Genomic DNA, 18,246 nt, shown 5'->3' with positions numbered 1-18,246 from the left:
CGTAGCAAGAAATAGGAGAGAACTTCGTTAAATAAAATTAAAACCACGGTTCGGATTAGTTGTGTTTTACTAATTTTACTTTCAAACCCAATGCCTGATGAATCTTACAATTGCTACGATTGCAAAACAAATAAATGCCTCGTTCGAAGGCGATGCTTCCTTACTTATTGATTCAGTTTCTATCGATAGTCGTTCCTTGCAAAACGGACCACATACTTTGTTTTTTGCTTTAATTGGTCCCAATAACGATGCGCATTCGTATATAATTGATTTGATTCAGCAAGGTGTTACTCATTTTGTAGTGCAGTACATTCCTGAGAATTGTGAAGGAAAAGCACAGTTCTTGGTGGTACAAAATACGTTAACAGCCTTACAGGAATTGGCGAGTTATCATCGTAGTTTATTTCATTTTCCAGTAATTGGAGTCACGGGTAGCAACGGAAAAACCATCGTAAAAGAGTGGCTCAATTTCTTGCTAAGCCCTGATTATTCTATCATTCGTAGTCCCAAAAGTTACAATTCACAAGTAGGTGTTCCTTTGTCTGTTTTGGCGATAGCCAAGCAACACAATTTCGGAATTTTCGAAGCTGGTATTTCTACGGTAAATGAGATGGGACATTTAGAAAAAATCATTCAGCCCACGCTTGGGATTTTGACAAATATTGGTTCGGCTCACGACGAAGGGTTTTCTTCTATTGGTGAAAAAATTAAAGAAAAATTACAGCTTTTTAAACACTGTGATTTGTTGATTTACAATAAAAATAAAACCATCGATGCATTTTTGAAACCAACATTAAAAACCTTTTCGTGGAGTTTCAAAGATGATACTGCCGATGTTTTTATCCAAAAATCTAGCATTTTAGATAAAACCAAACTGCATATTAAATTACACTCGTATGCTTTTGATATCATCATTCCTTTTCAAGATGATGCTTCTATCGAAAATGCGATTCATTGTTTGATGGTATTGTTGCATTTGGGCTATGATAGGGTAACTATCGAACACCGAATGTATTTGTTGTATCCTGTCGAAATGCGCCTAAAGGTCAAAGACGGTATCAATAGCACCACAATTATAGATGACAGTTACAGCTCCGATTTTCAATCTTTAAAAATTGCATTGGATTTCTTAGAAAGTCAAAAACAGTACAAGAAAAAAACAGTGATTTTATCCGATATTTTTCAAAGCGGATTGTCGAACGAAGAGTTGTATTCCAAAGTATCACAGCTTGTTATTTCGAACAAAATCAATCGCGTGATTGGTATTGGAACGACCATAACTGCTTTTAAACATAAGTTTGTCAATTGTATCACGTATCCTACTACAGCCGATTTTTTAGCTCAGTTGGATAGCGCCACTTTTGGTAATGAGACTATTTTGATTAAAGGAGCAAGAAGTTTTCATTTCGAAGATATTGTTTTGGCACTCGAGGAGAAAACACACGAAACGGTTTTAGAAATCAACCTCAATGCTATAAGTCACAATCTTAATTTTTTCCGTTCTAAGTTACAACCGTCTACCAAAATGATGGTGATGGTCAAAGCTTTTGGATACGGAAATGGCGGTTTTGAAATTGCCAAATTATTAGAACACCACCAAGTAGATTATTTAGGCGTGGCTTTCGCCGATGAGGGAATTGCCTTGAAAACAGCAGGAATTCATCTGCCGATTATGGTCTTGAATCCTGAGTCGACGAGTTTTTCTGCGATAATTCAACATCAATTAGAACCCGAAATTTATAGTTTGAAAGGCTTGCGTTCCTTTTTGAAAATTGCCGAACAAAAGCAACTTAAACACTTTCCTATTCATGTCAAGCTCGATACGGGTATGCATCGTTTGGGCTTTGAAAAAGATACCATCGAGGAATTAGTTGGAATACTCAAAGGAAATACATTGGTTTCCGTAAAAAGTATATTGTCGCATTTGGCCACCAGTGACGACCTAAACCATCAAGCTTTTGTTGCATCTCAAATCGAGTTGTTCGAAAATTTATCCAGCCGATTGATGACCGAGTTGAATATTCAACCTATTCGACATATTTTGAATACTTCAGGCATTAGTAATTTTCCGAAAGCACAATACGATATGGTACGTTTAGGCATTGGTTTGTATGGTGTTTCTAATGATGCCGAAGAACAAAAAGAACTAGAAAATGTGAGTACGCTTAAATCTGTTATATCCCAAATCCGAACGATTCCTGCAGGAGATTCTGTAGGCTATGGTCGTCGTTTTATGGCCGAAAAGCCTACCAAAGTAGCTACCATACCCATTGGTTATGCCGATGGAATCGCACGACTTTGGGGAAATGGAGTGGGATATGTGTCGATTCATCAGCAAAAAGCAACGATTATAGGAAGCGTTTGTATGGATATGTTAATGGTAGATGTTACGACTATTGATTGTCAAGAAGGCGATGCTGTGATTATTTTTGGCGAAAGCCCAACCGTAATCGAAATGGCCGAGAAACTACATACGATTCCCTACGAAATCTTAACTAGTATTTCCCAACGCGTTAAAAGGGTGTTTTACAGAGAGTAAAGTACAACTTATTTTATTTACATTTGTTTGTATTAACTAAATTTAGAACTATTATGGGAATGATTTCAGAATTTAAAGATTTTATTGCGAAAGGCAATGCAATGGATTTAGCAGTAGGAGTTATCATAGGTGGTGCTTTTGGTGCTATTGTTAATTCTTTGGTGGCCGATGTCATCACGCCAGCTTTGTTAAATCCAGCTTTAAAAGCAGCTCAAGTAGAAGATTTAGCCGGTCTAAAAACTGACGGAGGTATTTTGTACGGTAAATTTTTAGCTGCGGTAATCAGTTTCTTGGTGATTGCTTTTGTGATTTTCTTGATGGTAAAAGCGATTAACAGTATGAAGAAAAAAGAAGAAACCCCTGCTCCAGCAGCTCCAGCTGGACCAACTCAAGAAGAATTATTGACTCAAATTAGAGATTTATTAAAGAAATAATACCGCTACACTAGTGTCTAACTTAACCGTCTCTTTTCCCAAAAAGAGGCGGTTTTTTTGTCTTAAAAATTAAAAACATTTATTTTTGTTTGAAATATAACAATTTGTTAAAAATTGTGAATCGCCTTGTTTTCTTTACCTTATTACGTACTTTTGTGTCTCAATAATAAGACACTATAAATTTATATACAATGAGAATAGCAGTTGTAGGTGCTACCGGAATGGTAGGCGAAATCATGTTGAAAGTATTAGCAGAGCGTAATTTTCCTGTTACAGAGTTAATTCCTGTTGCTTCAGAAAAATCAGTAGGAAAAGAAATAGAGTTCAACGGAAAAAAATATAAAGTAGTAGGATTGCAAACGGCAGTTGATATGAAAGCAGATATTGCTTTGTTTTCTGCAGGAGGAGGAACCTCGTTAGAATGGGCTCCAAAATTTGCAGCTGCAGGTACTACTGTAATTGATAATTCTTCGGCTTGGAGAATGGATCCAACCAAAAAATTAGTGGTTCCAGAAATCAATGCTAGTCAATTGACTAAAGAAGACAAAATCATTGCTAATCCAAACTGTTCCACTATCCAAATGGTATTGGCATTGGCACCTTTGCATAAAAAATATAACATCAAACGTGTAATTGTTTCTACCTATCAGTCTATCACTGGTACGGGTGTAAAAGCAGTACAACAATTCGAAAATGAAGTAGCAGGAATTGAAGGCGAAATGGTGTATAAATATAAAATCAATCGCAACTGTATCCCACAATGTGATAGTTTCGAAGACAATGGTTACACCAAAGAAGAAATGAAATTGGTAAACGAAACCAAAAAAATCTTAAGCGATGATTCTATAAAAGTAACGGCTACTGCTGTTCGTGTACCAGTAGTTGGAGGTCATAGTGAAGCGGTGAATGTTGAGTTTACTAATGATTTTGATGTGGCTGAGGTGCGTAACATTTTACACCATACCGATGGAGTGGTAGTTCAAGACAACTTGGATACTTTTACCTATCCAATGCCTCGTTATGCTGAAGGAAAAAATGAAGTTTTTGTAGGTAGAATTCGTCGTGATGAAAGCCAAGCCAACACTTTGAATATGTGGATTGTGGCTGATAACCTAAGAAAAGGAGCTGCAACAAACACGATCCAAATTGCAGAATACTTAATCGCAGCGAACTTAGTTTAAAACTCTATAACCCGCAATACAACCTAAACCGCTTCACTTGGAAGCGGTTTTTTTTATGCTTTTTTTTACTTTCAAAAGCAGCGCAACCCCAATGAAATGTTGTACTTTTAAACCTTAAATTTGTTTTTAAATTGGACTAAAAATGAAAAAGCTTAAAGTAATTGCTTTCGATGCCGATGATACGCTTTGGGGCAACGAAATGTATTTTGATGAAACCGAAAAAAAATTCTGCGGTTTGATGGAAGATTACCTTTCGCATCAAGGAATTTCTTCTGAATTGTTTCAAATAGAAATTGCCAATTTAAAATTATACGGCTACGGCATCAAAGGCTATATTTTATCGATGATAGAGGCTGCTATGAAAATTTCTAATAATACTATTTCTATTGAAGCGATTGCTAAAATTGTGCAATACGGAAAAGATTTACTAGAAAAACCGGTTGATTTACTAGACGGCGTAACCGAAACCTTGGAAGCTTTGAGTGGAAAATATAAATTGGTTGTAGCGACCAAAGGTGATTTATTAGACCAAAGACGAAAATTACACAATTCGGGTTTGGGGCCTTATTTTCATCATATTGAAGTGATGTCTGACAAACAAGAAATCGATTATTTAGATTTGATTAAACGCTTGGAAATACAACCCGATGAGTTTTATATGATTGGTAATTCTCTAAAATCTGATGTTTTGCCGGTGCTTTCAATAGGTGGTTATGCTGCACATATTCCGTTTCACACGACTTGGGCACACGAGAAAATAGACCACAAAGTAGAGCATCCTAATTTTACGACCTTGCAACAATTAACCGATATAATTCCACTTTTAACCTAATGAAGCAGCCGTTTGACCTTGAAAATTGGAACAGAAAAGAGCATTTTCATTTTTTTAGACAAATGAGCGAGCCTTTTTTTGGTGCTACTGTGGCTATTGACTGCACCAAGGCATACGAAAAAGCCAAATCCATTGCATCTTCTTTTTTTATTTACTATTTGCACAAAACCTTACAAGCGGTCAATGCTATAGAAAATTTTAGATACCGCATAGAAAACGACACTATAGTGGTTTATGATAGAATTGATGGTTCTCCTACAATTGGTCGTTCTGATGGAACTTTTGGTTTTTCGTTGATTGAATTTCATCCCGATTTTACTGTTTTTGAAAAAAATGCGCTAGAAGAAATCGAACGCATTCAAAACACCACTGGCTTGTTTACTCGTTCTTTTGATTCGGATAATCTAATTCATTTTTCGGCTGTGCCTTGGTTGGATTTTACGTCTTTATCGCACGCTCGAAGTTTTACTTTTCCAGATAGTTGTCCAAAAATTTCTTTTGGAAAAATGGTGGTGAAAAATGATGGAAGCAAACGAATGAATATGTCGGTGCACGTTCATCACGGTTTAATGGATGGATTGCATTTGGGTCAATTTGTGGATTATTTTCAGCAAATTATGAACGAGTAAGTCTTTAATTTCTGGTATGCTCTTTGCGGGAAGAATTGTACTATTTTTAATATAAATCATTATGAAGCAAGTAGGGATTCTTTTATTTCTAGGGAGTACTTTTTTGACTTTTGGTCAAATTAGATTAGCCTCTCATCCTTTAGAATTAAAAAAAGCAAAAGAGTACCATCAAATCATCAATACCTCTGATAGGCAAAATGATAACGTCTTTGTTTTTGCTACCGATAAAGAAAAAACTACGATTCTTAAGTACAGTCCTTTCTTGTTTTTTAAAGACAGTATGGTGACCAAAAGACCTGATATTGGTTACAAATTGATGGCGGGTTATTCCTTTGGACAGGACGAAAATCCCACGGTTTACTGGGCCGATTCTAATTTTAAGAACATAGTTGCGGTTCATTATGATTTGGTAGCAAAGAAGACGACAACCAATTTCCTTCAGTTGCCTTTACAACGAGAAACGGTGCTTCACACCTTTAATGAAAACAATAATTTTTATATTCTGACCAAAAAGATTACTACCGAAGCCTTGGTACTTTATATTTTTAAAGACGGAAAAAAAACACAATACCTGCTTGATTTTAGTGGTTTTGAGTTTGTAAATCGCAAAAAAGAAACGATCAATTTATCAACGATTTTGGCTGTTTTGCCTTTAGAAAAAATAGAAACACGTGCCTATAATCCGTTGTTTAAAGCTACAAGTAAATCCAAATTTTATGTGCGAGAGAACGATATTCTCTTCACCTTCGACCATAATATAAATGAAACACAGTTGTTTCAATTGGATTTTAAGACCTTACAACTCGTTGAGCGTAGCATTCCACAATTTTCCTTGAAACGTCTTAATGGATTGTCGAATTCGTATTATCACGAAAACAAAATATATCAAGTGGCTGCGAATGATGAAGAACTGCATTTTGGTTGTAAAGATTTTGAAACCGATGCGGTAATCAAAGAATTTAGTGTGACCAAAAATGATACGATCACTTTCAAAAATTCACCTTTGTACGCACAAGTTATGAATCAACGGCCAAAAGAAATCAAAACAACTGCTAAGTTTTTGAAGCAATTGTCGGCTACTGATTTGGGGGTTACTGTTTATAAAACCAACAAAAACTTGTTTCTAACGATAGGAGGTGATGTTGAAGTAGAGCAGTTCTCACCGGGTTTTACTCCTAATTTGGGAGATTTTTTAAGCAATTCTTACTTTATTCCGGTGAATGTTTATTTTGAGAGTGTTTTGGATAAAAAAGGAAATCATATTCCTTCTAAACCAGAACCATTGGCCGTTGATTTTATGAATCAATTTTATTATGAAAATCCTCAAGCCACTTTGCAGAGTACTTTCAAACATAAGAAGTATTATATTAGTGGCTATTACGATACCAAGTTGAAGCAATTTGTGATGCAGAAATTTTATGATGGTTTTTAATTTTTTGTCTTTACAATTGTGTTCTAATTAGTACCTTAGTATTTCTCTAAAAATCGATTTTAAAATTGTCATTAACTTAAAAAAAGAAAATCATGTTGTCTAAAAATATTGAAGTCGCACTAAATAATCAAATTCGAATAGAAGCAGAGTCTTCACAGATTTATTTGTCAATGGCTTGTTGGGCTGAAGCTAGTGGATTGGAAGGTATTGCACAATTCATGTATGCCCAGTCTGATGAAGAGCGAGCTCACATGTTGAAATTAATAAAGTATGTGAATGAACGTGGCGGACATGCACAAATTACCGACTTAAAAGCACCAAGAACGACCTATGATACGTTTCAAGGAATGTTTGAGGAATTGTACAAACACGAGATTTTTGTTTCAAATTCTATCAATGAATTGGTGCATATTACTTTTGCAGAAAAAGATTATGCCACGCACAATTTCTTGCAATGGTATGTGGCTGAACAAATTGAAGAAGAAGCAACCGCTAAATCTATTTTGGATAAAATCAATTTGATTGGTGACGATAAAGGAGGATTGTATTTGTTTGACCGCGATATTCAGCAAGTTGCCGTTGCAAGTGCTGCCGCAGCTGCTGCAACTAAGTAATCTTCTTTCAAACTTTTAACCCGAATACGATATTCGGGTTTTTTATGTTTTAAAATGTTAAACTTTATTTAGAATAGATAAAAACAACATATATTTGTCCTCGAAAATAAGACTCAAAATCATGAGTAAAAAAGACAAAGAAAAGGACAAGAAAAAAGGCAAAAAAGAAAAGAATGACCAAAAGAAAAAAACGCTTTTGGCCAAAATCAAAGTTGCCGAAAACTGCAAGTCAAAATGTTGCGGAAAATACGAGAAAGGCGAAAACAAACGTTGTGGTCGTTGTCCTATGTTTGATTTGATTCAAAAAGTAGCGTAATTCTAAAATTGCTACTACATTGCACACTCAACTGTGTGTTTTATGTTTTTTATTGCCAACCATCCTATTTACAACCATCCTTTACCTGAAGGGCATCGTTTTCCGATGCTCAAATACGAACTGCTTCCCAAACAATTACTTCACGAAGGAACCGCAGAGTATACAGATTTCTATGCTCCTGATAGTATCGATTTATCCTTGGTGCACGCTGTACATACTGCAAGTTACGTTAAGGCTCTTATTGAATTAACCCTTGACGCTAAAGCCGTTCGAAGTATCGGATTTCCACTTTCAGCAGCGTTGGTCGAGCGAGAGTTGCGCATTGCTCAAGGTACAGTTGCGGGTTGTGATCACGCGTTGGAAAACGGCATTGCTTTTAACATTGCTGGTGGAACGCATCACGCGTTCTCGGACAGAGGAGAGGCTTTTTGTTTGCTTAATGATCAAGCGATTGCCGCTCAGTACCTCATTAATCAGAAAAAGTGCCAAAAAATCCTCATCGTTGATCTCGATGTACATCAAGGCAATGGCACAGCCGAAATCTTCCAAGATAATACTAATGTTATCACTTTTTCGATGCATGGTAAAAGTAATTATCCTTTTCGAAAAGAAACCTCAGATTACGATATCCCTTTGCCAGACAAGACGGATGACACTACTTATTTGGCAATTTTACAAGAAACACTTCCAGAATTACTAAACACACATCGTCCCGATTTTGTTTTTTACCTAGCGGGTGTGGATATTTTGGGCACGGACAAATTAGGAAAATTAGGCTGTACTTTAGAAGGCTGCAAATCGCGCGATAGCTATGTTTTAGGCCTTTGTAAAACATTTGGAATTCCTGTACAAGTGAGTATGGGTGGCGGTTATTCCCCAGCGATAAAAACCATAATCGAGGCGCACGCGAATACATTTCGAGTGGCCAAAGCCTTGTTTTAAATAAAGTATTATTTTTATTGATAAAATGTTTTAATGTATAATATTTAAAACATAAATAAAACTATATAATTATTTTTTTTCACTTTTGTAATAAGTAACTTAAACATATTCAAAAATGGAAATGACAAAAATTACGGTTGCCAAAGGTGACGGAATTGGTCCAGAAATTATGGACGCTACACTCAAAATTATAATTGCGGCGGGAGCAAAAATTAAAATTGAGGAAGTTGAAGTAGGAGAGAAAGTGTATTTGGCTGGAAACACATCAGGAATTGAAGCGTCGTCATGGGATACTATCCGAAGAAATAAAATCTTTTTGAAAGCCCCGATAACTACTCCACAAGGTGGAGGGTATAAGAGTTTGAATGTAACTACCCGTAAATTTTTGGGATTGTATTCCAATGTAAGGCCTTGTAGAAGTTTGCATCCTTTTGTAAGTACCAAGCATCCAGTAATGGATATTGTTATTGTAAGAGAAAATGAAGAAGATTTATATGCAGGTATTGAACATCAGCAAACGGATGAGGTAGTTCAATGTTTGAAACTTATTAGTAGACCTGGTTGCGAAAAAATTATTCGTTACGCTTTTGAGTATGCCAAACAGCAAAACCGTAAAAAAGTAACTTGTTTTACTAAAGATAACATCATGAAGCAAACCGATGGGTTGTTTCACCAGGTTTTTGATGAAATTGCCAAAGAGTATCCAGAAATTGAAAATGAACATTGGATTATTGACATTGGTGCTGCAAAAATGGCCGATACACCTGAAGCTTTTGATGTTATTGTAATGCCTAACTTATATGGTGATGTTCTGAGCGATGTGGCGGCTCAAATCACTGGTTCGGTTGGTTTAGCAGGTTCGGCTAATATTGGAGAAGAATGTTCCATGTTTGAAGCCATACACGGATCTGCTCCAAGAAGAGCGGGTCAAAATGTAGCGAACCCTTCTGGATTATTGCAAGGAGCGATCATGATGTTGAATCATATAGGACAAACCGATGTAGCTGAAAAGGTGCAAAATGCTTGGTTAAAAACTTTAGAAGATGGCACACATACTTACGATATCTTCACGGAAGGCATTAGCAAGGTGAAGGTTGGTACTACTGAATTTGCCGATGCAGTTATTGCTAATCTTGGAGCTAAACCTAGTATTCTTAAAGAAGTGAAATACGCTAATAATGCTGCCTTGCAATTACCTAAATACGTTCGTAAAGCAGCAGCATCGAAAGAACTTGTAGGCGTAGATTTGTTTGTACATTGGGCGGGTTCTGATCCAAACGAATTGGCTGCGACAGTCAAAAAAATTGAAGATAATGGGATAACGCTTTCAATGATTACAAATCGCGGAATTAAAGTATGGCCTGATGGATTTAAAGAAACCTTTTGTACCGATCATTGGCGATGCAGATTCAAACCAACCGAAGGGAAAAGCATGAGTAAAGCAGCGATTATATCCTTATTGAGCAATGCCGAAGCGCTAAATATTGATGCAATTAAAACTGAGAACCTTTATAATTTTGATGGGAAAGCCGGTTACTCATTGGGTCAAGGTCAATAAAATATATGCTGTTTTTCTAATTGTGATACTATTAGCTTTGCATATGTTGTGAAGCAATTAACTTAAAATAGAAAACCACCGAAGGGATTCGGTGGTTTTCTATTTTATGGTTGAGCTATATGAGCGCAATAATTTCATCCCCATACTGTTGTGTTCGTTTTGTTCCAAATCCTTTAATCCATTGAAAATCGGAACTCGTTTTGGGATGTTGCACCGCTATTTGAATCAGATGGCTGTTGTGACAAATCATGAAGGGTTTTACATCGCGTTGATTTGCTAGCGCATTTCGCCATTTTTTCAATTGTTGAAATCTATCGACTTGGTCTTGGGTCAAGTCGGTGAGCGACTCTTTTTCACGGGGCGCGAGATTGATTTTCTCTTTATAGTGCAACAAAACCGACCAATAGCTCGCATCGGATTCGATGAAATGAGTATCGGATTGTACCAATTCTACCGAGGCGATAAAATCATTAAGCTGTTGCTGGTCGTGCGCCAAATGAGGAGCATCTACCCGAACGGAAAATACCTGTACATTCATAGCTACTGATTTAATTTGCCTATCAAAAGAATTTCATTCACTATCACTTCAGTGATGTAGCGTTTTTCCCCGTTCTTGTCTTCGTAACTGCGGTGGGTGAGTTTGCCTTCGATGGCTACTTCCTTGCCTTTGGTCACGTATTTCTCGATGATGTCGGCAGTTTTTCCCCAGGCAGTTACTTTGTGCCATTCGGTTTGTTCTACTTTGTCACCTTTGTCGTTGCGGTAAGTGTCGTGGGTAGCGATAGTAAGGTTGGCTAGTTTTTTACCTCCTTCGAAGGTTTTGATTTCTGGTTCGTTTCCTACGTGACCGATTAATTGTACTCTGTTTTTCATTGCATTCATGGCGTGTAAATTTAAAAGTTAGGCATATAATTAAAAAGTTCGTGTCGGATGAATAACAAGGTCGTTGTATCATTTCGACAGGGCAAAGATGCGGTGCCGATTGATAATTAGTCGGTTGCATCCCATTTACTTTCGGTTGTAATTGTTTGTAACCGTTTGTAAATGGAAATTTTTGAGTATATTTGGGAGAATTGCTAATTAAACCTAAATAAAATGGAATTACCTAAATATCATGAAACGTTTATCCCAGTACTTGAAATTCTAAATACAGTTGAGTCGATTAAAAGTAGAGATTTAGCATCCAAGGTGAGAGATCTATATTATTCTGAACTCCCTATAGAATTAATGAACCAAAAAACTAGTTCCGGAGCAAATGTATTGATTGATAGAATACTTTGGGGGAAATCTTATTTAAAAATGGGGAAATTTGTAATGTATCCCAAAAGAGGTTTTGTTCAAATAACAGAAAAAGGAAAAAGAATTTTAGAACTAGGAAATTTACCTCTGCAAGACCTTCAAAATGATTCAGATTTTATTAATCATCGTGAGACTGTAACGAGTGAAAAAGTAAACGAAATAGAGGATGAAATCATTAAGATTGAAAATGCATCCCCACAAGATTTAATTGATTCTGGATTTTCAACAATCGAAACCGAAGTAAAAACAGAACTCTTAGAACGACTAAAAGAAATAGACCCATATTATTTTGAGAAGGTGATTTTAATTTTGCTAAAAAAAATGGGTTATGGAGATTTTATCGAAACATCTAAATCTGGTGATGGGGGAATTGATGGAATAATTAATGAAGACAAATTAGGGTTAGAAAAAATTTATACTCAAGCTAAACGTTACAACGAAAATAAAGTTAGAGAAAAAGATATTAGGAATTTTATTGGGGCAATGAGTGGAGATACTAGTAAAGGAGTTTTTATAACCACCTCTACTTTTGATGATGCCGCAGTTAAAAAGGCCAAAGAAGCTCATCACAGAATTATATTGATAGATGGTTTGAAACTAGTTGATTTAATGCATCAATATAATGTAGGTGTACAAGTAAAGACTATTTATGAGATTAAAGAAATTGATAATGACTTTTTCGAAGAAGACTAATCCATAAATCCGTGCTATAAAAAACAAATTCACTAACCCCTAAAACCCCACACCCTATGCAAACGAAAATCAAAAAAGTAGAATTGCGCAATTTGGCGTTTGAGGATTATAAGCAACTCAAGAACTCGATGGTGGAATCCTATCCCGAAATGGCCGATTCCTATTGGCGTGCCGAGGACATCGAGCGCTTATTGACTATTTTTCCCGAGGGACAGTTGGTGATTTTGGCCGATGGCAAAGTGGTGGGTTCGGCCTTGTCGTTGATTGTAGACGAAAAGTTGGTCGACAAACGCCATAATTATTTGGAGGTCGTGGGCAATTATTCGTTTTCGACCCACAATCCGTTTGGGGAGATTTTGTATGGTATCGATGTGTTTATTCATCCCAATTATCGCGGCCTGCGTTTAGGACGCCGCTTGTATGACGCTCGTAAAGAATTGTGCGAACAACTCAACCTCAAATCCATTGTTTTTGCGGGACGCATTCCCAATTATGGGCAGTATGCCGATAAAATGTCGCCCAAAAAATACATCGACAAAATCAAAAGCAAACAACTACACGACCCCGTATTGTCGTTTCAGTTGAGTAACGATTTTCACGTGTTGCGCGTCATCAAAAATTATTTAGTAGGCGACGAAGATTCGAAGGAATTTGCCGTTTTGCTTGAATGGAACAACATTTATTATGACGAAAGTCCCAAGCTCATTAATACCGAAAAATCGGTGATTCGGCTAGGGCTTATTCAGTGGCAAATGCGCTCGCTCTCCAATCTCGACGCCTTGTTTGAACAGTCTGAATTTTTTATCGATGTGGTCTCGGGTTATGGTTGCGATTTTGCGTTGTTTCCAGAACTATTCACCGCGCCTTTGATGGCCGATTACAATCACCTCACCGAGGCCGAAGCCATACGCGAATTGGCCAAATATTCGGACCCAATTCGCAAGCGGTTTCAGGAGTTTGCCATTTCGTACAACATCAATATCATCACGGGAAGTATGCCGTATTTAGAAGGCGGAAATTTGTATAATGTTGGGTTTTTATGTAAGCGTGACGGGACTTTTGAGATGTATGCCAAAATTCACGTTACGCCCAACGAGGTGCAACATTGGGGAATGAAAGGCGGTTCCGAAATCAAAACCTTTGATACCGATTGCGGGAAAATAGGCGTGATGATTTGCTACGATGTCGAGTTCCCAGAACTCTCCCGATTGATGGCCGATGAAGGGATGAATATCTTGTTCGTGCCCTTCCTGACCGATACGCAAAACGCCTACACCAGAGTCAAACATTGTTCCCAAGCGCGAGCCATTGAAAACGAGTGTTTTGTCGCCATAGCGGGTTGTGTCGGCAATTTGCCCAAGGTCAACAATATGGATATTCAGTATGCGCAATCAGCCGTGTTTACGCCCTCGGATTTTGCGTTTCCGAGCAACGGCATCAAAGCCGAAGCCACGCCCAACACCGAGATGACACTGATTGTAGATGTCGATTTGGATTTGCTCAAAGAGCTGCATGAACACGGCAGCGTGCGCATCCTCAAAGACCGAAGAACCGATTTGTATGAAATAAAAAAGATAAAAAACGGAGAGAAATAGTGAAGGGGGATTATTTAGGAACAGGCACAAAAGGCATTTCAGGGAATAGCGTCCCGCTATCCGCTATATCTTTTTTCCCCCGAAAGGGGAAAAAAAGGATGCCGCTCCTATCGGGGTTAAAGAGTAACAAGGGGATTTTTTGGGTTTTAAAGGAAAATTTGTAAAAAAATAAAAACACACCCCCGACCCCTCTCAAGAGGGGAGCTAGTACCGTAAAACCATTAGTGTTTAAAAAATACATTTTTGAATAATAACCAAAACATCTCATTTAGCACAATCGAATTCCCCTCTTGAGAGGGGCTAGGGGTGTGTCAAGCGAGAAAACTAAAGTCAATAATTGTGAAAAACATCTCATTTAGCACAATCGAATTCCCCTCTCCAGAGGGGCTAGGGGTGTGTCAAGCGAGAGAATATAAGTGAATAGTATTGAAAAACATCTCATTTAGCACTTTTTAATTCCCCTCTGGAGAGGGGTTAGGGGTGTGTCAAGTGAGAAAATAAAAATGAACAATAAAACCAAACGCCTCATTTATTGAGATTATAACGAAATGGCTAAAAGAAAAATCATTCCATACGACCCAAAGCTAAAAGATTTGGCTAGACAATTAAGAAATGATTCTACTAAAACAGAAATTTTTCTTTGGTTGAAGCTGAAAGGAAAACAGATGTATGGTTATGATTTTCATCGTCAAAAGCCTATAGATCATTATATTTTAGATTTTTTCTGTTATGAGTTGATGTTAGGAATTGAAGTCGATGGGTATTCCCACGAGTTTTTAGAAGTATATAATAAAGACACTGTAAAAGAGAAAAGAATGAATCAGTTAGGGATTACGGTTTTACGTTTTACGGATGAACAAGTTTTGAAAGATATGGAGAATGTTTTGCGAGCTATTGAGTATTATATCATAGAATATGAAAAACACACCCCCAGCCCCTCTCAAGAGGGGAGCTAGGACCGCAAAACCTTTAGTTTTTAAAAACACATTTTGAATACTAACCAAAACATATCATTTAGCACATTTAAGTTCCCCTCTTGAGAGGGGTTAGGGGTGTGTCAAACGAGAGAATATAAGTGAATAGTAATGAAAAACGTATCATTTTGCACTTTTTAATTCCCCTCTTGAAATCGAAGATTCAACGACTCCAAAATAAATATCATATGGAGTTAGAGGGGTTAGGGGTGTGTAAAATGAGAAAACAAACACAAAACCTTGTTCCCTAACTAGCCCTGATGGGAGGGAATATCCTTTTTTGACCCGATTTTTCTCGGGGCAAAAAAGATAGGAAGGACAGCAGGAACCAATGATAACCAATAAAGCCTTTTGCTGGGCTTCGAATAAAAAAAGTATCAATTGATAAAATAAATAGCGTATGAAAACCTGCCTAGAATGTGGCGAAAAAATTGTAGGTCGCGAGGACAAGAAATTTTGTAGCGATAGCTGCCGAAATGCCTATAACAATAAAATAAATAAGGATAGTACGAATTATATGCGGAATATTAACAATAAGTTGCGCAAAAATTACCGAATTTTGTCAGAATTGAATGTAGAAGGTAAAACGAAAACGACTCGAGCCAAGTTGATGAGCAAGGGTTTTGACTTTGAATTTTTTACTTCGATTTTGAATACCAAAACAGGAAATACCTACTATTTCTTGTACGACCAAGGTTATATGATTTTAGAGAATGACTATTATATGCTAGTCAAAAAAGATATTTAAATACCACATCCCCAATATTATGAAAAAATACGCCTCTTTACTTTCGGTTTTTGTGCTGTTGCTCGTTTTGGCAGCAGGTTACTTTTTGCAAATGCCGCAAACCATAGAATATGAAGAACAAAATCTAGCCAGTTTTTCGACCAAACGAGCTTTTAAAATGGTGGAAAAGTTGACGAAGGAACCGCATTATGTAGGTTCTTCCAATCACGATGTGGTCGCACAAATGTTGGTGCAAGAATTGAAAACGATGGGTATTGCTACTCAAGTGCAAGAAGGCTACACGATGAGCGATTGGGGAAATCTGGTACAGTCTAAAAATATTATTGGACGCATTAAGGGAACGAATTCAAAAAAAGCGTTGTTGTTGCTCTCGCATTACGATAGTGCGCCGCATTCTTTTTCGCACGGAGCCAGTGATGATGCTTCTGGAGTAGCAACAATTATTGAAGGCGTTCGTGCTTTTTTGCAATCCAAAAAACAGCATAAAAACGACATCATTATTGTTTTTTCGGATGCCGAAGAATTGGGCTTAAACGGAGCTGCTTTGTTCGTGACGCAACATCCTTGGGCTAAAGAAGTAGGATTGGCACTCAATTTTGAAGCGCGTGGCTCTTCGGGACCGAGTTATATGTTGATGGAAACCAACAAGGGGAATGCAGGTTTGGTGAACGAATTTTCAAATGCAAGCGTGACCTATCCTGTTTCAAATTCGTTGATGTACAGTATTTACAAAATGTTACCTAACGATACGGACTTAACCGTTTTTAGAGAAAAAGGTAACATTCAGGGATTGAATTTTGCGTTTATCGACGACCATTATAATTACCACACCCAGCAGGATGATGCTCAGCATTTGTCCAAAAATACTTTGGCACACCAAGGTCGTTACTTAATGCCTTTGTTGACGTATTTTTCGAATGCCAATTTGGATGCCGTGCAAGCTACCGAAGATGAGGTGTATTTTACGATTCCGTTTGCGTTTATCAGTTATCCGTTTTCTTGGGTATTGCCGATGACGATTATTGCGGGGGTATTTTTTGTGTTTTTCTTGTTCATTGGCAAAGCCAAACGCATTTTTACTTTCAGAGAACTGTTCAAAGGACTGATTCCGCTTTTGGGTGCCTTGGGTATCGCGGGCGGATTGACGTATTTTGGCTGGAAAGGATTGCTTTGGGCCTATCCGCAATACAACGATTTACTCAACGGATTTACTTATAACGGACACGATTATATAGCGGCTTTTGTACTGTTGAGTTTGTCGATTTGTTTCTTGATGTACCATTGGTTTTCTGCCAAAAAAGTGACGATGAACCATTATGTAATGGTATTGCTAGTTTGGATGGTCATTAATGGATTTATTGCTAATTCACTCGCGGGTGCTGGATTTTTGATTATCCCAGTCTATTTTGGTTTGATTGCTTTTGGGGCTTTTGTTTTGACACAAAAATCAAATTGGGTAATTAATTTAATCTGTGGGATTCCTGCAGTTTTGCTTTTGGCGCCATTCATACAAATGTTCCCAGTTGGTTTAGGATTAAAAATCTTATTTGGTAGTGCTATCCTAACCGTACTCACTTTTGGATTGTTGTTGCCTGTTTTTGGTGCTTTTTTACATAAGGGGAAATGGGCTTTGGGATTGTTTGTGTTGTCCTTGTTGTTTTTTGCCAAAGGTCATTTTAATTCTGATTACGAAATTGGAAAAGCAAAATCCAATAGTTTGTTGTACTTGTACAATGCAGATACGAACCAAGCGTTTTGGGTGACGTATGATGTAAATCTAGACGATTGGACCCAAACCTATTTGGGTGCTAATCCTAAAAGTGCGAAATCGCTTAACGATATGCCGTTGTTTAGCAAATACAATTCTGGTTTTACTTATGCCGCAACTACAGCTGTTGTAGGTATAAAGAAACCTTTGATTGTATTCACAAAAGACAGTCTAGCTGGCAATTTGCGACACATTCAAATCAAAATTATCCCGAATCGAAAAGTCAATCGCTATGATATTTTTGCCGATGAGGCGATGACTTTTTATAATTTTAGAGCCAATGGTGCTAGAAATTTAGGGGATACCAGTTCGACCTTAGAACGAAAAGGGAAGAAACTATTGAGCTATTACGTGGTTAACAATGCACCATTGGTACTCGATTTTAGTATCAATGCTTCAGCAGTAATCGATATGGAATTACTGGAATCTTCTTTTGATTTATTGCAAAATCCATTGTTCAACATTAAGCCGAGAGACAATTGGATGATGCCTACGCCTTTTGTACTCAACGATGCTGTGGTCATTCGCAAAAAAATTAGAAAAGGACAACAGATTATTCCAAAAGAGTTAGTCGTTCCTGTAACGGATTCATTGGCTGTGGCAAAAGATAGTTTGGTACTGCCAAAAAAATAAATCATTTTATAAATTTTTCAAAAACACCCTATTCCAACTTATTTGGAGTAGGGTGTTTT

The 18,246-nt window shown here is 37.2% G+C and carries 17 protein-coding genes; 15 read left to right on the top strand and 2 right to left on the bottom strand.

The genetic code is table 11. The features are described from left to right. Positions 1-97 precede the first annotated feature (97 nt). From ACSVH5_RS09940 to ACSVH5_RS09895, 10 genes are all read left to right on the top strand, one after another. A complete protein-coding gene (locus ACSVH5_RS09940) occupies positions 98-2,539 on the top strand; it encodes a bifunctional UDP-N-acetylmuramoyl-tripeptide:D-alanyl-D-alanine ligase/alanine racemase (protein WP_438061286.1) in 2,442 nt (813 codons plus the stop codon). 53 nt (positions 2,540-2,592) lie between these two features. Beyond that, positions 2,593-2,973 carry a large conductance mechanosensitive channel protein MscL gene (mscL, locus tag ACSVH5_RS09935; protein WP_438061285.1) on the top strand — a complete coding sequence of 127 codons (381 nt, stop codon included), beginning with the start codon at positions 2,593-2,595 and terminating at the stop codon, positions 2,971-2,973. A gap of 191 nt (positions 2,974-3,164) precedes the next feature. Continuing rightward, a complete protein-coding gene (locus ACSVH5_RS09930) occupies positions 3,165-4,154 on the top strand; it encodes an aspartate-semialdehyde dehydrogenase (protein WP_438061284.1) in 990 nt (329 codons plus the stop codon). Positions 4,155-4,296: 142 nt separating this feature from the next. Next, the gene (locus ACSVH5_RS09925) at positions 4,297-4,986 is read left to right on the top strand and encodes an HAD family hydrolase (protein WP_438061283.1); all 690 of its coding nucleotides are present in this window, start codon (positions 4,297-4,299) and stop codon (positions 4,984-4,986) included. Further along, positions 4,986-5,615 (top strand): CatA-like O-acetyltransferase, encoded by a 630-nt coding sequence (locus ACSVH5_RS09920; protein ID WP_438061282.1) that lies wholly within the window; start codon positions 4,986-4,988, stop codon positions 5,613-5,615. Before ACSVH5_RS09925 ends, ACSVH5_RS09920 begins: the two co-directional genes overlap by 1 nt. 61 nt (positions 5,616-5,676) lie before the next feature. Then, positions 5,677-7,047: a hypothetical protein gene (locus tag ACSVH5_RS09915; protein WP_438061281.1), complete on the top strand. Its 1,371-nt coding sequence runs from the start codon at positions 5,677-5,679 to the stop codon at positions 7,045-7,047. 92 nt (positions 7,048-7,139) lie between these two features. Then, entirely contained in the window at positions 7,140-7,661 is a 522-nt protein-coding gene (locus tag ACSVH5_RS09910) for a ferritin (RefSeq protein ID WP_438061280.1), read from the top strand. 121 nt (positions 7,662-7,782) lie between these two features. Further along, the gene (locus tag ACSVH5_RS09905) at positions 7,783-7,977 is read left to right on the top strand and encodes a hypothetical protein (RefSeq protein ID WP_438061279.1); all 195 of its coding nucleotides are present in this window, start codon (positions 7,783-7,785) and stop codon (positions 7,975-7,977) included. Positions 7,978-8,019: 42 nt separating this feature from the next. Continuing rightward, positions 8,020-8,919 (top strand): histone deacetylase family protein, encoded by a 900-nt coding sequence (locus ACSVH5_RS09900; RefSeq protein ID WP_438061278.1) that lies wholly within the window; start codon positions 8,020-8,022, stop codon positions 8,917-8,919. A gap of 115 nt (positions 8,920-9,034) precedes the next feature. Beyond that, complete coding sequence (locus tag ACSVH5_RS09895; protein WP_438061277.1) at positions 9,035-10,477, top strand: NADP-dependent isocitrate dehydrogenase; 1,443 nt, start codon at positions 9,035-9,037, stop codon at positions 10,475-10,477. A gap of 115 nt (positions 10,478-10,592) precedes the next feature. On the opposite strand, the gene ACSVH5_RS09890 is transcribed toward ACSVH5_RS09895, so the two are convergent. Both ACSVH5_RS09890 and ACSVH5_RS09885 read right to left on the bottom strand, forming a co-directional pair. Further along, positions 10,593-11,015, bottom strand: a complete 423-nt coding sequence (locus ACSVH5_RS09890; RefSeq protein ID WP_438061276.1) for an HRDC domain-containing protein — start codon at positions 11,013-11,015, stop codon at positions 10,593-10,595. A gap of 2 nt (positions 11,016-11,017) precedes the next feature. Continuing rightward, positions 11,018-11,359 (bottom strand): single-stranded DNA-binding protein, encoded by a 342-nt coding sequence (locus tag ACSVH5_RS09885; protein WP_438061275.1) that lies wholly within the window; start codon positions 11,357-11,359, stop codon positions 11,018-11,020. A 213-nt stretch (positions 11,360-11,572) separates the two neighbouring features. Between ACSVH5_RS09885 and ACSVH5_RS09880 the strand changes: the two genes are divergently transcribed. The 5 genes from ACSVH5_RS09880 to ACSVH5_RS09860 all read left to right on the top strand — a co-directional run bounded on the left by ACSVH5_RS09880 (position 11,573) and on the right by ACSVH5_RS09860 (position 18,187). Next, on the top strand, positions 11,573-12,469 hold the full coding sequence (locus tag ACSVH5_RS09880; RefSeq protein WP_315142811.1) for a restriction endonuclease: 897 nt from the start codon (positions 11,573-11,575) through the stop codon (positions 12,467-12,469). 56 nt (positions 12,470-12,525) lie between these two features. Then, positions 12,526-14,064 carry a GNAT family N-acetyltransferase gene (locus ACSVH5_RS09875; protein WP_438061274.1) on the top strand — a complete coding sequence of 513 codons (1,539 nt, stop codon included), beginning with the start codon at positions 12,526-12,528 and terminating at the stop codon, positions 14,062-14,064. Positions 14,065-14,612: 548 nt separating this feature from the next. Next, positions 14,613-15,020, top strand: a complete 408-nt coding sequence (locus ACSVH5_RS09870; RefSeq protein WP_438061273.1) for an endonuclease domain-containing protein — start codon at positions 14,613-14,615, stop codon at positions 15,018-15,020. Between the two features lie 418 nt (positions 15,021-15,438). Then, the gene (locus ACSVH5_RS09865) at positions 15,439-15,786 is read left to right on the top strand and encodes a hypothetical protein (RefSeq protein WP_438061272.1); all 348 of its coding nucleotides are present in this window, start codon (positions 15,439-15,441) and stop codon (positions 15,784-15,786) included. Positions 15,787-15,805: 19 nt separating this feature from the next. Continuing rightward, entirely contained in the window at positions 15,806-18,187 is a 2,382-nt protein-coding gene (locus tag ACSVH5_RS09860; RefSeq protein ID WP_438061271.1) for a M28 family peptidase, read from the top strand. The last annotated feature ends 59 nt before the right edge of the window (positions 18,188-18,246 follow it).

Origin of the sequence: Flavobacterium sp. RSSA_27 (genome assembly GCF_051547125.1) — a bacterium.
Lineage (GTDB): Bacteria > Bacteroidota > Bacteroidia > Flavobacteriales > Flavobacteriaceae > Flavobacterium.
Note: the sequence above shows the minus strand (reverse complement) of the source record. Positions and strands in the feature narration are given on the sequence as shown.